The sequence below is a fragment of the Acidobacteriota bacterium genome (genome assembly GCA_016703965.1).
Taxonomy (GTDB): Bacteria; Acidobacteriota; Blastocatellia; order Pyrinomonadales; family Pyrinomonadaceae; genus OLB17.
Genome location: JADJBB010000025.1, coordinates 877503 through 892074 on the forward strand (window position 1 = coordinate 877503; position 14572 = coordinate 892074).

13 protein-coding genes are annotated in these 14572 nt (G+C 51.0%); 6 read left to right on the forward strand and 7 right to left on the reverse strand.

The window, feature by feature from the left end:
• Positions 1-25 precede the first annotated feature (25 nt).
• On the reverse strand, positions 26-1108 hold the full coding sequence (locus IPG22_21525) for a hypothetical protein (protein MBK6590856.1): 1083 nt from the start codon (positions 1106-1108) through the stop codon (positions 26-28).
• A gap of 137 nt (positions 1109-1245) precedes the next feature.
• Between IPG22_21525 and IPG22_21530 the strand changes: the two genes are divergently transcribed.
• The 4 genes from IPG22_21530 (at position 1246) to IPG22_21545 (ending at position 3382) form a co-directional block, all read left to right on the forward strand.
• Entirely contained in the window at positions 1246-1620 is a 375-nt protein-coding gene (locus IPG22_21530; GenBank protein ID MBK6590857.1) for a hypothetical protein, read from the forward strand.
• A gap of 87 nt (positions 1621-1707) precedes the next feature.
• Entirely contained in the window at positions 1708-2184 is a 477-nt protein-coding gene (locus IPG22_21535; GenBank protein ID MBK6590858.1) for a hypothetical protein, read from the forward strand.
• An 82-nt stretch (positions 2185-2266) separates the two neighbouring features.
• Positions 2267-2815, forward strand: coding sequence for a zinc ribbon domain-containing protein (locus IPG22_21540; protein MBK6590859.1), 549 nt, complete (start codon positions 2267-2269; stop codon positions 2813-2815).
• A gap of 9 nt (positions 2816-2824) precedes the next feature.
• Complete coding sequence (locus IPG22_21545) at positions 2825-3382, forward strand: zinc ribbon domain-containing protein (protein MBK6590860.1); 558 nt, start codon at positions 2825-2827, stop codon at positions 3380-3382.
• Here the strand turns inward: IPG22_21545 and ggt are convergent.
• Positions 3376-5109, reverse strand: coding sequence for a gamma-glutamyltransferase (ggt, locus tag IPG22_21550; protein ID MBK6590861.1), 1734 nt, complete (start codon positions 5107-5109; stop codon positions 3376-3378). The two genes, IPG22_21545 and ggt, sit on opposite strands and share 7 nt — an antisense overlap.
• Before the next feature lie 157 nt (positions 5110-5266).
• Here ggt and IPG22_21555 point away from each other — a divergent pair, with 157 nt between their 5' ends.
• Both IPG22_21555 and IPG22_21560 read left to right on the forward strand, forming a co-directional pair.
• Positions 5267-6574 (forward strand): Nramp family divalent metal transporter, encoded by a 1308-nt coding sequence (locus tag IPG22_21555; protein ID MBK6590862.1) that lies wholly within the window; start codon positions 5267-5269, stop codon positions 6572-6574.
• Positions 6575-6583: 9 nt separating this feature from the next.
• Positions 6584-8095: a mechanosensitive ion channel family protein gene (locus tag IPG22_21560; protein ID MBK6590863.1), complete on the forward strand. Its 1512-nt coding sequence runs from the start codon at positions 6584-6586 to the stop codon at positions 8093-8095.
• A 1-nt stretch (position 8096) separates the two neighbouring features.
• Here IPG22_21560 and IPG22_21565 read toward each other — a convergent pair whose 3' ends face one another.
• The 5 genes from IPG22_21565 to IPG22_21585 all read right to left on the reverse strand — a co-directional run bounded on the left by IPG22_21565 (position 8097) and on the right by IPG22_21585 (position 14571).
• Positions 8097-8948 (reverse strand): hypothetical protein, encoded by an 852-nt coding sequence (locus tag IPG22_21565; GenBank protein MBK6590864.1) that lies wholly within the window; start codon positions 8946-8948, stop codon positions 8097-8099.
• A gap of 22 nt (positions 8949-8970) precedes the next feature.
• Positions 8971-9585, reverse strand: a complete 615-nt coding sequence (locus IPG22_21570; GenBank protein MBK6590865.1) for a hypothetical protein — start codon at positions 9583-9585, stop codon at positions 8971-8973.
• A gap of 2 nt (positions 9586-9587) precedes the next feature.
• A complete protein-coding gene (locus tag IPG22_21575) occupies positions 9588-10067 on the reverse strand; it encodes a transcriptional repressor (GenBank protein ID MBK6590866.1) in 480 nt (159 codons plus the stop codon).
• A gap of 66 nt (positions 10068-10133) precedes the next feature.
• Positions 10134-11021 carry a DUF2520 domain-containing protein gene (locus IPG22_21580; GenBank protein ID MBK6590867.1) on the reverse strand — a complete coding sequence of 296 codons (888 nt, stop codon included), beginning with the start codon at positions 11019-11021 and terminating at the stop codon, positions 10134-10136.
• Between the two features lie 55 nt (positions 11022-11076).
• Positions 11077-14571 (reverse strand): ATP-binding protein, encoded by a 3495-nt coding sequence (locus IPG22_21585; GenBank protein MBK6590868.1) that lies wholly within the window; start codon positions 14569-14571, stop codon positions 11077-11079.
• Position 14572 lies beyond the last annotated feature (1 nt).

Here is a 14572-nt window from a genome sequence, read left to right on the forward strand (position 1 = left end):
TTATCCTCAAGCTGAAACGCTGGAACTAAAAGAGCGGGGATCCGTTTTCCCTTCCGATCCTTAGATCCGAGATCCAACGAAACAAGCGGCTCTTAAGCCGACGCGGATCAACGAATTCAGATATCCCAACTGACGTTCGCGACCTGGAATCGCTGGTTGTTAGCGTTACCTCACTCAGCATCTTTACTTCCGAAAAACCAGACCTGAATGCAGTCAACGGCCTTACTAAAAGGTCGATCCCATCTTCAGAGCGAAACGAGATCCGGTGCGGAACAAGTAAACCCCAGCGGTCACGTTTGTGTTCTGTCGCGCTGCATGCCGCATCGCGTTCTTCGATCTTCCCGTCGCGAATAAGATAGAACTTGCCGGAAGCCAGATGATCTTGGACGCCGCCGAGGCGATCGAAAACTACCGTAGAATCTACGAAATGCGCCCGCCCCCACATACGCGAACTCAGATCTCGATAATGGACATTTTCGCTTGTTACCTGATCGTGGTAGCCGGTCCCACGAAAGTGGACCGTCTTTCTGATCTTTCCGCGGCGGCCGACCAGCATTATTTTACCGCTAACATCGGCACGCGGAGCGACCGCATTCCAAATTCCGGAGGTCCGCACGGTGACAGGAGCAAGATCTGATTCGATCAGCAACCATTCTAGCTCGGCACGGATCTTCTTCCCACCAAAGGTCATCATGTCGATGGTGACCATAAAACCTGAACCGTATTGTGCAGTATCGATCCTAAACGATGAGTTACCGATCTTGCAGCCGTGCTCACCGAGCGGTGCAAAATCGCTCTCTACAAATTCGTTTACCGAACTGATCACCGGCTTTCCATCGACAGAATATACGAACGAAACCGCCGGAAAGCGATGCCGCCCTGAATAGGTCACGTTTGGATCGGATTGGGAATTTAGGATGAAACGTGGTGACAACACATAATTGTCGTAAAACGCGATCACCAGAGCCTCTCGGCCATCGTCGGAAACCGCATCAAAATGCCAGCTTTCGAAGGCATTCGGCCCGGCGAGGCTGTGCCAGACGTCGTCTTTCAGACTCGAACAGAACGATACGCTTTTCGTCGGTTCAAAACCGTTTTCTTCGGCCATTTACAGAAACTCTGCCTACATTGTGGATCGAAATTGTTCCAAGCATCGCAAATAACAAAATAATTGGCAAACTATCGGCCAATATATGAATCTGTACGAGTGATTTTGCTCTCCTTATTTTTGAACTGAGGAAAATGATGAAAAACGTTAAGACGATATTTCTGCTTCTATGCGTAACCACCGCCGGATTGCTTCTGACCGCATGCCCTGAGCGCACGAGCATCGCCGATATCGAACGAAACCCGGCCAAATATCAAAATAAAGAAGTTGCCGTCGCCGGCGTGGTAAAGGACAGCTACGGCATTTCGATCCCAGGCACAAATATGGGAGGTGGAGCATATAAGATCGACGACGGCACAGGCTCAATGTGGATCATCGTCGCCGACGGAAATGTCCCGTCAAAAGGTGCCGAGATCGGCGTCAAAGGTGTGATCGGCAGCGGCGTCAACTGGAAAGGCAGAAACTACGGCCTCGGCATGTACGAAAAAGACCGCCGCTATCGAAAGCGTTAATTCCTCGGTTCTGAGTCACGCTTCTGGGTGGCAAAACGGTATCATATAACAAACGCGTTTCATTCAGAGGCGTGACACCGAACAATTATGGTATCGATTCTATCGGCTTTTGACCGCAGCTTTATTAAACTCGACGCCCGTTCGCGGGAGTTACTAGCCAAGATCCCGGAGGAACGGCTTTTTGAGAAGCCGCGCGAGATCGCGAACTCGATGGCGATGTTCTCATGCGGAGAGTACTTACTGCGCTCGGCCGCGATGGTCGAGAAAACTTTCGGAGGCATAACCACACGGCTTTGGGACGACCCGTTCGAATGGACCCTGCCTGAAAAGCTCGCGACGCACGAAGACATTTCACGCTATTTTGACGAAGTCGAAGCCACGCGCCTCAAAGGATTTTCTTTTTTCACGTCAGATGATGATCTCGCACGCGAGATGCCCGCTCCCGAACGCCTCACACCGATCGCTGAAATTATGATCGACACGCTCACCAAGGCTGGGCATTTTCAGGGGCGCGCTTTCGCGGTCTTTCAAATGCTGTTTGACGATAAACTTCCGCGTATCTGATCCGGAAACTCCATTGCATTCAGAACTTTTTCGTGTAAGAATTCGTTAAGATTTGGGTCTACCATCTAAACGGAGAAAATACATGCATTGTCCTAGCTGCGGGCAGCAACAAATATCAAATGAGACGAAGTTCTGCTCACGCTGCGGAATGCCCCTCGCTATCGTTGCTGAGGTGGTGACACACGGCGGTTATCTGCCTCAATTGGAGCAGCTTAATAAGCAGAAAAAGAAGGTATTTTCACGCCGAAACGTCTTAGGTTTCAGCTTGATATGGCTCTTGTTTTTTCTCTTTATCGTGACGCCGTTCTGGGGAATTGTCGGCGTTGACGAACTCGCGGGCGTGTCGGCGATCATTGGTATCTTTGGCGGGATGATAATGGCTGTCTCGGCACTGATCTTCCTCGAGAAGGCAAAGCCTGCATTCCCTGTTATCCAAAACGCCTTCCCGCCTCAGTCGCAACAATACAATATGCCGGGCCAAATGGATCACGCTGCCCTGCCGCCGCAGCAATCTATACCGGTGTCCGCATACGCTTCGCCGCAGCCAGGAAACTGGCGCGACACTAACGATCTGCAGCCCGGCAGCGTTACCGAGAGCACGACGAGATTACTGGACAAGGACGAGATCTAGGAGAGAGTTATGTTTTGTCCGCAGTGCGGCCAAGAGCGATCGTCAATCGAAACGAGCTTTTGCTCGCGTTGCGGTTTTTTGCTTACGGGAACGGCAGATCTCCTTCAGACCGGCGGGTTGATCCCACGTGCAGATGCCCCGGCAGGCTTTTGGGCTCCGTCGCCACGGACTCGCGGTATCAAACAAGGCCTTTTTATCTTCCTGCTTTCGTTCCTTATCGTACCGCTTATAACTGTTTTCTCGATCATGGTGAGTCTACGTTCACCCGTTCTGCCGATTCTGGCAACGTTGATCCTGGTCGTTGGCGGTCTTTTGCGTGTCGCCTACGCCTGGATGTTTGAATCACCTGTCCCCGGCGGAAAGACGATCGAAGAAAATGCGTTCTCCGCAGCACAGAATTTGCTCAATCGCCCATCGAGATCCCAACTTCCGCCGCAGCAAAGCTATCCGGTTTCTTCGTACGAAGCACCTGCGACCGGCAATTGGCGTGATACCAACGACCTCGAACCGCGCAGCGTTACCGAAAACACGACGCGGCTTCTGGAGAACGAAGAACTGCCTCAATAACCGATCGCCATCCCGTCACTTCGCGAGTCTATCGCTCCTAACCTGACTCCTTTGTTATCGATCATGATACCAGTAGCAGAAGCTACGTTGCCCGGATTCGCCGTGAATTTATGCCCGTATCCCATTAAAATATTTAGCGTATCGGGCGAAAAGCCAACCGGCTCGTACAATATTTCGTCGGGTAGCCATTGATGATGAATTCGCGGAGCGTCGATCGCTTCCTGGATGTTCATATCGAAATCGATCACGTTGATCACCGACTGCATTACCGCCGAAATGATCCTTGGCCCACCGCGGGCTCCGAGAGCGAACCAAACCGAGCCATCTTTTTTCAAAACGAAGGTCGGCGTCATCGACGACAGCGGACGCTTACCCGGCTCGACTTTATTCTTTTCTCCCTGAACCAGGCCAAACAAATTCGGCTTGCCCGGGCGAGCGGCAAAATCGTCCATTTCGTCGTTGAGAAGAACGCCCGTTCCCTTCGCGGTTACGCGTGAGCCATAGAGATCATTGATAGTGTAAGTGTTCGTGACGACCGTTCCGGCGGGATCTATAACCGTAAAATGGGTTGTGTCCATCGATTCCGCTCCGGGGATCGAACCATGGCCTATATCCTTGCTGACCGAGGCTTTTGTCAGATCGATGGAGGATGCTCGATCTACCGCGTATTTTTTGTCCATCATGGTTTCCACGGGCACCTTTGCAAAATCAGGGTCGCCCATAAACTCTGCTCTATCTGCAAATGCGCGGCGAGAAGCCTCAGCAAATAGATGGTATTTGGCAGCAGAATTCGACTTCATCTTCCGGACGTCGTATCCCTCGAGCATATTCAAAACCTGCATCATCACGACCCCGCCGGAGCTTGGCGGCGGCATGGAGATTATCTCGTGACCGCGATAATTGCCACGCAGTGGTGTTCGTTCTTTTGCGACATAATTCTTGAGATCTTCAAGTGTAATGAGCCCGTTGTGGGCCTTCATGTCGTCCGCTATCATTTTGGCAGTTTGGCCCGAGTAGAATTCGCGGGCACCAAGACGCTCAATACGGGACAGCGTATTTGCCAGATCCGGCTGCTTGAAAACGTCGCCTTCTTCGAAGTATTTTCCATTGTTAAGAAAGATACGTTTGCTGTCCTCGTATTTGGCAAGATTCTCTTTGTAAGCTTTGAATAGTTCCGCAAGACGATACGAAAGAACATAGCCATTCTGAGCGAGAAGGCGAGCTGGACGCACCAGGTCGGCCCATTTGACCTTACCCGAGCCGTATTTTTTGAACGCCAGCTCAAAACCAGCGAGAGTTCCGGGAACACCGGATGCCCGGTATCCGATCGTTGAACTGCCTTCACCGCGAATGAGATTGCCGTCCTTATCGACAAAAATATCCCTGTTAGCCGCTTTTGGGGCCATTTCGCGATAGTCGATCGCGTGATTCTGACCTTTCGAATCTCGAATGAGCATAAAACCGCCGCCGCCGATGTTTCCGGCTTCCGGGTAGACGACAGCCAGTGCGATGCCGACCGCGATCGCTGCATCGACAGCATTGCCGCCGCGTTTCATAATGTCAACGCCGATCTGCGAAGCGAGTTCGTGCTGCGACGCAACCATCGCATGCTTGCCCCGAACCGGCTCCGGCCATGCGAATGCTGCCCTGCTGGTAGGCAATATTGCAAATGTGATGGCAAAGACAAAGATCGCCGATAGGACAACTCGAAACGGATTGTTTTTCATACTCGAAACTCTAACAAAAGTCGTGTTTTACGACAAATATTCGGCATCCATAAATGCGGCTTTTCTATTTATCTCAAAAGAGTTATAGTCATTTTTCGCAACGAAAAAACTGATTTTTAGGACCCTGTCCAGATGAACGACGACGGAAGTAGTAAAAATGGAGTTGACACGCTTTTCACCGAAAAAGTTTGCGCGCCTCTTGAGCCGTGGTTCCCAAAAGGTCCGTCGGTCTCTGTCTGAATACCGTTTTCTCGCCTACCTTGCAGTTCTTGGCCCCGGAATAATAGCAGCAAATGCTGGTAATGATGCAAGTGGAATCGCTACCTATTCAAGTGTAGGTGCCGGCTTTGGTTATTCCCTTCTATGGGCGTTCGTCCCAATGGTCATTAGTCTCGTGATCGTGCAGGAAATGTGCGTCAGGATGGGCGTGGTGACCGGACAAGGGCTCGCAGACCTGATCCGGGAACAGTTTGGTGTCCGTTGGACGGCGTTTGTGATGCTTGCTCTTTTGATCGCGAATACCGGCGTGATCATTTCAGAGTTTGTGGGCATAGCTCAGGCTTCGGAGCTATTTGGAATTCCGCGTTTCTTTACAATTCCTATTACCGCCGGACTGATCTGGTGGCTCGTCGTTAAAGGTTCTCAGAAGCGGGTTGAACGAGTTTTCCTGGCGATGTCACTCGTGTTCTTTTGCTACGTGATCTCGGCCTTTCTCTCGCGGCCTGAATGGAGCAAAGTTGGCGAATCGTTTCTGCAGCCGACGTTTCAGACTGATTCCGCATACCTTTTCATGGTAATGGCGTTGATCGGTACGACCATAACGCCATTTATGCAGGTTTACGTTCAGTCATCGGTCGTGGAGAAACGGATGGACGTAGAGGATCTTGGCGTTGTAAGGGCAGATGTTGTCGTCGGAACGATCTTCGCCTGTGCGATCGCGGCGTTTATCGTTATTTGTTCAGCAGCGACCCTTCATATGAACGGCATCACATCAATCGACTCGGCTGCGACCGCGGCCGAGGCTTTTGTTCCAATTGCCGGCGTTTATGCAAAATATCTCTTTGGTATCGGACTATTCGGGGCAGCGATGCTTGCTATGGGCGTTTTACCTCTGGCGACGGCGTATAGTCTGAGCGAGGCCTTGGGCTTTGAGAAAGGACTTTCGCGTTCGTTTCGCGAAGCTCCGATATTCATTGGCATCTTTACGGGCCTGATCCTGATCGGTGCTATCGTCGCACTTATCCCAGGCATTCCCCAGATCCGATTGCTGCTTTTCACACAAACCGTCAACGGACTGCTCCTACCTATAATTCTGCTAGCGATCGTAAGACTTGCCAATAATAAAGAGATCATGGGCAGCCACACCAACGGGCCTGTGCTTAACTTTTTTGCGTGGCTTGTGGCCTTAACCGTTTCCCTGCTGTCTTTAGCATTGATTGGAAAGACAATTGCTGATATGTTTTAGCCCTAAATTATGGCCTCATCCGAACTACAAAAAAGAGCGATCTATTTCCTCGGCTTTGTCGCCTTACTTACCGCAGTCCTGATCTTTTTCCCATCGGACGAAACCATTTTTAGCTACACGGCAACGCAACTCGGCCTGCAAGTCTTGGCCGATGGCTCGCTGGCCACGCTCGCCGGTCAAAAACCGACGATGATGGGCGATACGACGATAAGCCTCGTGGTAAATGTCCTACGCATCGTGAAGATCCTCCTTTGGATGACGGTCGTCGTAACTATTGTCCGGTTCGTATTCTACTCGATCACAAAAGCTTTGTATCGGAATGGTGCACCTGGCGAGGTATCGTCGCTGCTGCAGACCGTTATCTCGGTGATCATATACATTGTTTCGTTCTTTATTATTTTTCAAACGCAATTCCCGGGTGTTCAGCTTGCACCGTTGTTCACGGGTTCGACGATCATTGGAATCGTTGTAGGACTTGCACTCCAGGATACCCTCGGAAACCTTTTCGCGGGATTGGCATTGCAAGCCGATCAGCCGTTTCAGGTCGGCGATGTAGTTATTATCTCCGGTCGCGGCGAAGGTGTAGTTGAGATGGTTTCGTGGCGCGGCGTTAAGATCCGCACGTTTCAGAATAAACTACTCGTCATCAGCAACTCCGTGCTTGGAAAGGAGACGATCGAGGTCGCCCCAAAAGATAACTTGAATGCGAAGGCGGTATTCTTCAACACTCTTTATTCGCATTCGCCTACCCGCACGATACAGTTCGTTCGTGAAGCGGTCCGCCAGGTGGATAACGTCTCGAAAAAGATGCGTCCTGTCGTTCGCATCCGAAACCTCGGCGATAACGGAATTGATTTTGAAGTTAAGTACTGGCTCGATGACTATACGATCCAGCACGATACAGATGCTCTTATCAGGCAGCGGATCTGGTATGTTTTCCAGCGAGAAAAGATCGACTTCGCATACCCGACGCGAACACTGCACATAGAGCCCAAACCTGTCGAAGCGGCACCCGACGAGGTTGTTAATAACATTGCAGAACACCTCAACCGCATCCCGATCTTTAATCCGCTCTCTGACGAAGAGATAGAGCGTCTCGCTAACGCTTCGACCTCACGCGTCTATGCTCCGGGCGAAGCGATCGTTAGGGCGGGTCAGGTAGGTAATTCGATGTTCGTAATCATCAGAGGCTCGGTTAAGGTTCAGATCACGGAGAATGATTACCAGAAGACGGTAAACACTTTAGCAGAGGACGATTTCTTTGGGGAAATGAGCCTGCTAACAGGCGAGCCGAGATCCGCAAGCGTGATCGCGATCGTCGAAACCCAAGTATTGCGTATTGATAAGAACGGTCTCAAGCCGATCCTCGAAGCGAATCCTGAGTTGGTAGGTGTTATTTCTGAATTGATCGAAGAACGAAAAATGGCCCTCACAAAGGAAGTTGCTAAGAGTGATGAGTTAGAGATCTCACCTAAGAAAGGTGCGATCACATCTATCAGGAAGTTCTTTGGCCTGCAATGAACTACTGCACGTTTTGGTCGTAAATATCGTGTAAGACTTCCGAGATCGTTTTGCGGTTTGCCGGCTGTTCGGCGGTTTTTTCTTTCGGAGCCCTCTTAACGGTCTGAGAAAAACTGGCAGAAACCGATCGAACCCTTTCCGGCATTTCCTGAAATCTCGGCCCAACACCATTTGCTTCCGTCTTCGGATCGTCATCTTGAGAGTCGACAACCGACTCGAGTTTCTGCTCGCTCGGCTGGAGCGGAACTACACGTTTCGTCAGTTCTAAACGACTATCTTCGAGCAATTTCTTCCCTCGATTCTTGCGTGCCCGTTCGAGCGACCGAATTGCGGACGAGGTTAAGGGAGCTTCGGCAGGAGCTCGTTCTATCTTGCGAAGCATGCGAACGTACTCACGCAATTCTTTGCTTGGGTAAACGATCGCAGTTTCATTAACCGCATTCTCCTCAACAACTTGTGAAAGGTATTTGACCGCAGAACTGTGATCATCGAGCTTCTGATACAGTGCCCCGAGGCCGAAAGAAACTAGCGGCGGAGCTGCACTCATAGAACGAACGATCGCCTCCCCTTTCGCGATCGCCTCCTGGATCTCAAATCCGTACCAGCGCCGGTCGTCTTCACGCAGGATCTCGTTTGCAGAGAGGTAGAATTCAAAGACGCGGCGGGTCTCATTACGCCCCTCGGACGAAAAGACCTTCCAGATAAAAAACGACAAGACGCCTACAAAAAAGAGTAAAAACACGGGAAAGCCCGCAACCCACAACATCAGGCCGATAATGCCAAAGGCTCCCGCGTACTGGGCCTTTTCCTTGATCGCCCCTTGTGTTCGTTTCTCTAATGAGGTTTTATTCACAGATCAATATTGCCAGAAACTTTTACTCTTTCGCTGCCGCAGGCTTTCGTTTGGGTCCGGCTTTTGGCTTTTCCCTTTCAGCTGCGGGTTCGTCCGTTTCTTTTGGACTTGTCGCTTTCTTGGCTTCAGTTTCGACTTTTGCTCCAAAATCACTGATGACGTCACCTAATTTTTCGAGAGCTTTCATAGACGAATCCGCGACATATTTTACTGCCTCGTTTATCGTCGCAGCCTCCATCTGGAGAAGGCTGGCGAACTTTTTATCGAGCGGAAGTGCGTTGAAATCGGCCTGCAGATCACTCTTGATCTCTGCCGCACTCTTTTTGGTTTCCTGGGTGTTTTCTTTGGTCATAACTACTATTTCTCCCGGTTGAATGATCCTTGCCTCGCATGCAAGTCTCTCATTTGACCTACGCCCGTACTTATCAAAATGTTCCGATTCACTTGCGGTCAACGAACCTAAGTTATCAATGCCGCTTTTTACGATCACCGAACAATCGTGTTCCTTTCCCACCATTTTGCAGGTGCCGAACCTGATCCCCAAACTCCGTCCCGCGTCAGTGAGAGTAACGCCGTCAGGCACAATTCCCTCAATGCCCTCTCTTTCAAATCGAATAACTACTATGGGAACGCTCATATTCATCGATTGGCCGTTCTAACTCGTATGCGAGGCTGAGCCCCGGACGGTGTAGTACGCGAATCAGCCTTTACTTGCTGGCATTCCGAACAGATCCCCCACATCCGCAGACTGTGATGGGTCGGTTTGAACCCAAAGTTGCTTGCCATCTGATCCTGCATCTCTTCGATCTCGGGCGAAAAGAACTCAATGACCTTTCCGCATTCCGTGCAGATCATGTGATCGTGATGCTCGTGATTGTAGTGGTGCTCATAATAGGTTTTACCATCGCCAAAACCCACCTCACGGGCAAGACCGGCTTCGGTCAATAGCTTGAGCGTACGATAAACCGTCGTCAGTCCGACGCTCGGATCCTTTTTATGAACCAGTTTATGTAAGTTTTCACTAGTTAGATGATCTTCAGTGCTCAGAAATATTTCGAGGATAAGATCCCGCTGGCTCGTGCGGCGAAGCCCGGCGGCCTGAATATGCTCAAGCAGCAAAGCTTTTTCAACTTCGAATGTGTCTTTTTTTCTAACCAAAGAGAGCTCCCCGTGTAAAATTCGATACTACCACTTCAATTTTGATTTCGCTATCGAAACTTTCGCCCGCAGTTTATCGATCCTTTCGGCACTTACCCCCTGCTTTGCCGCAAGTTCCAGCGATCTCTCCCCGAGAAGAAGATAGGTTTCAAGCAAGTCGTCCGACACATTTTCGTTGAGAGCCGTGAGGTGGCGGGTGAATGTCTCGATATCGGCGCGAGCGAAGGTGCCCGTTAACGCCGCTGACGTGCTTTGCTCGCTAAGATTCTGCACGGTGCTCATTACGAGCGGCATCAAGATATCTTTCGCCTGCTCTGGCGAAAGGCCGCATTTCGTCATCATTTCCACGGCTGAATCGAATAGCGCGACCAGATGTCCGCAGGCTGTAACAGCCGCAGCGTGATAGAGCGTCTTGAATTTAGTGTCTATAGAAAATGGACGTCCGCCCAGATCGGTGGCAATGGTTTCGCCTATTTTCACCGCGCGTGTTGTACCCTCAACGCAAAAGAACGCCTTTGGGAACCGTGTTGGCCCCAACTCCGGAGAACTAATAGAAACTAGAGGATGTATTGAGCCTGTTTCACATCCCACGGCCTTTAAATCATCGAGGACGGAAGATGGATAGGATCCGCTTGTGTGAAAGACGGTAGGATTTACTGAGATCTTCGGGGCAAGTTCGTGAGCAACTTTAACGATCCAAGAATCCTGGGTAGTAATAAAAATAACGTCCGAGCTTATCTCTTTGAGGTCTTCGAGCCGAATGACCTCGGGTTGCCTCGCGAGAAGTCGTGTTATCGTTGACAGATCGCTATCACCGCGAAAAACGAGTTTTTCTACAAAATACTTATCTGCAGGAAGACTTACCGCCAAGGCACCGCCAACGCGGCCCGGACCGATTATCGAAACACTAACCATATATGGCTAGGATAGTTCAACCAGAAGTTCAGACGAAATGCGGCACGCTCTTTCTCTAGATCTCAGTGTTGACAAAATCTTCGACCTTTTTCACTTCCTGTTCCCACAGGTGCATATGATCGTCGGTGTGGTCAGGTAGGTCGTCCCTTAACGCAGGGATACTGGGTGCTTCGCTTGTGATCTCGGATAGGCGCTGGGCAGCGATCTTCAGGATCCGCATGTCCTGGCTTGTTAGTTTAGAAAGCTCGGGATTTTCGCTGATGTTGGTGAGAATTGTCTTGACCGACGTTCGCATTGCATCTGAATCAGTTGCGTCAAGCAGTCTGTTAGAGTTCTCGATGAACCTGGAACGAAATACTTCAAGTCCACAATCAACGGTAACTTTCAGCAGAGATGGAAGGTCAACGAGTCGTTCCGTTTCAGCAAGACTAAAGGAGCAGCCACAGAAAGGTTTCGATAGCAGCGATCCTCTAACGTTTGAGTTACAGTACAGTTGCCGTATCTCGCGGATCAACGATTTTGCAAGTGGAAACGATTCGTTCTCGAGCCAAGAGACCGACGAGAAATTCTCAAACACAGCCCACTCGTCAGAACTCACGATCGCTCTCAAGGCTTCGCCTGCGACGGCAGACCTCATCACCGCATCATGCTTTTCGGCGTAGTAGTCAGTATACGCGTCACGAAACCTCTTCCAATCGGCGTCAAGCTGCTGTGTGCCCGCAACTGAGGATGCGAATTTACCCTCATTAATGGTATCCAGTAAGCCCTGGCGTGATGACTCGAGCTCGACATCGCAGGTATCCTCGCAAAGGGAAAGGTACGTCGCTATCTCCGATCGCCGTGTGACGCCCGACGTGAAATCACGCAAGATGCGCAGATCGCCCTTCTTGTTCTCATATTCTGCCTCTGAATCCGAGAAAAGATCGGCAATGCTCTGCAAACATTTATCTAGCGAAAGATCGTTTTTCACTAACGAATCAATGATCTCCGCCATTGCCCCGAACGACTTTCTAAGGTTCGCAGCCGTCCGCCAGATTCCTGCATTTAAATTCTCATCGGGAAGCGCGTCAAATTCAGCAAGCGTCCGGCTCTCATTCCAACCTGAGAGCCAGCCGGTAAGTGAATCGATTATCAGTAAACGGTCCTCACTCCGGTCAAGTGTTCTGAGCCCGGCGTTACCGGTGATCAGTTTTGCCCAGGTAAGCAGTCGTTCGGGCGAATAGAACTCATCCAGGGGTTTCGCTACACCAACGATATCGTCCCAAATGATCTGCAGATCCAGCGATCGGTGATTGATCCGGTTTCCGCTCGATGTGACGAACTCATACTGCTTCTGAGCGACCAGTGCGGCGAGGATAAGGTGCTGAGCTTCACGCGTCAGGCCAACTGACGGTGCCTGTAGACGCATCGCGATGTCTTTTAGCGGAACCATCGTTTCCGCATCAGATCCCGCAAATCCCGCTTTCACTATTTCATTCTCGACAAGGTTCTCAGCCGATATCGGAACAAATACACCGTTGACCCGAGCGGCAAGCCCGAGCGGAAATGCAAAAGATTCAGCGAGCTTCTGACTCTCGGGGCTGTTTACGTCTGAGCCGCCAAAGAAATTAGATATCAACGCAGCGGTCTGTTTATGGCCGAGGTGTTCCGCAAACTGAGGATGCTCCGGGTACTGGCCCTCAAACACCGGGCCGAGCATTATCGTCATCAACTGCGTCAGACTGTAGGCCGAACGGGCTTCTTCGGTAAATTTGAACGTCAGCCCGCCAGCAGTCAAATAGCTGTCAAGCAAGAAGACCCGCTGCCATATCTTCTCGATCGCCAACGAATGGACATGCATCGCGGTCGAGAGTGTTTCGCCCATCTGTTCTCGGATGGTCGGATCATTTTGAAGCAAATAGTTGCGTCGAATAGCGTCTTTTTCGTCTGCCGTAAGTTTGGCAAGCCGCCACGCGATAGTCGCATTTTCTTTCGACGGCTCTGCATCGGCAGTGTCAGGTTCAACGCGGATCGTCCAATCTGGATTTTCCTTGCGTTCACGTGAAGGTGAGTCGGCATTCTCACTCGGCGGCCAGATCAATTCTCCTCGCCGTGTCGCACCGCGCCATAGTATATTGCAGGCCGTAGAGTCGGACGCAGCGTCATAATCCGAGTATTTCTCACCGGTTTGCCCTAGTAGGAGACGCCAGACAACCGAATCTGCAACTGACTTAATAGCCTCTGCTAAAAGGCTCTCGACATTAAGCTTATTAGTAAGCTGGAATGAATATTTTGGCAGAATGCCGTCACGGCAAACTTTATTGATGGCACCTGGCAAAGCCTCGGCAAAAGCGTCGAGAAGATCTGAAATGTTGAATCTCGTACCATCAGGCGAGTCGCCATCTGATATCATCATCGACGCTGCGAGTTCCGGCGACGATACACCGTCACCATTCAGCGATAGGATCAGCAACCCTTTCAGGATCAGTTTTGCCGGATGTCTGAACTGTACGGGAAATTTTGTTATTACCTCACGCTCGAGCCGCTCAAAGGCAACGAACGCGTCCGCTAGATCAGGCACGGAACGGAGCCGGCTTTCGACGCTGTCGAACACCTCGTCGATCCCGATAAGTGAATTCGCGGGACGGCCCATGATCTTGACGCCAGCCTCGGCTGCAAAACCGAGCAGCCCAAAATCCTGAATATAAAGCCGAACCAGCGGAGCGATCTCTACCGTCGCGGGATGTAGCGGATAAAGCGATGTGAATCGCTGCTCGCTCCAACGAAATCCCGGCATATCCGCGCGGTAATCTTCGTAGATCTCGTGCAGAACCGCTCGTTTTTGGCTGTATTTCGTGAATATTACCGAATCGACTATCTTGTACAGATGTTCCTGATCCAGGTAATCGATGTTGAAAGTAGCCGATATCGAAGCATTTGGCCCGTCTGCTCCTGAAATATCGTCATCAAGCGCCACACCAACAAAAATTCCAAGGGCTTTGGCCGCATCAGCGATCTCACTGAGCATCGCTCCATCGTCGCGGGAGACGCGGGCGTCGCGGCCCATCGCCGTGTCTATGAGCAGAACCAATGGAACATCGCCTGCCTTCTCAGAAGCTCTGAGAAGCAGCTCGTATAGTGAATCGTTAAGTGTCGATGGATTCGTCTCGAGGATCACCCCGACAGCGCGTTTCAGTTCGTCGAGCAAGGAAGGACCTGTACCGCGGCGAACAAAAGCGACCTGTCCGTGCCGACGCGAAAGCCGTTCCGCACTCGATGAGACGTGCGGATCAGAAATACGGGTGCGAAGTTCCGGACGTGAAATGATCGCACTCAAAACCGAGATAAAATGGCTCTTCCCGACGCCCCGGAAACCTGCGAGGGCATACGCTCCGCCCTGGCCGGCTCTGACCGATGCGACACGGCCGATCCATTTTGCCATGAGGTCTGCAGTAATATCTGTAAAATGGTATCCGGCGAGCGTCAATCCCGGATCGGCGGCAAAGTCATGCAGATGCTTGAACGGACAGATCTCCACGATGTCCTTTACCTTTTCTACGACACGTTTCATG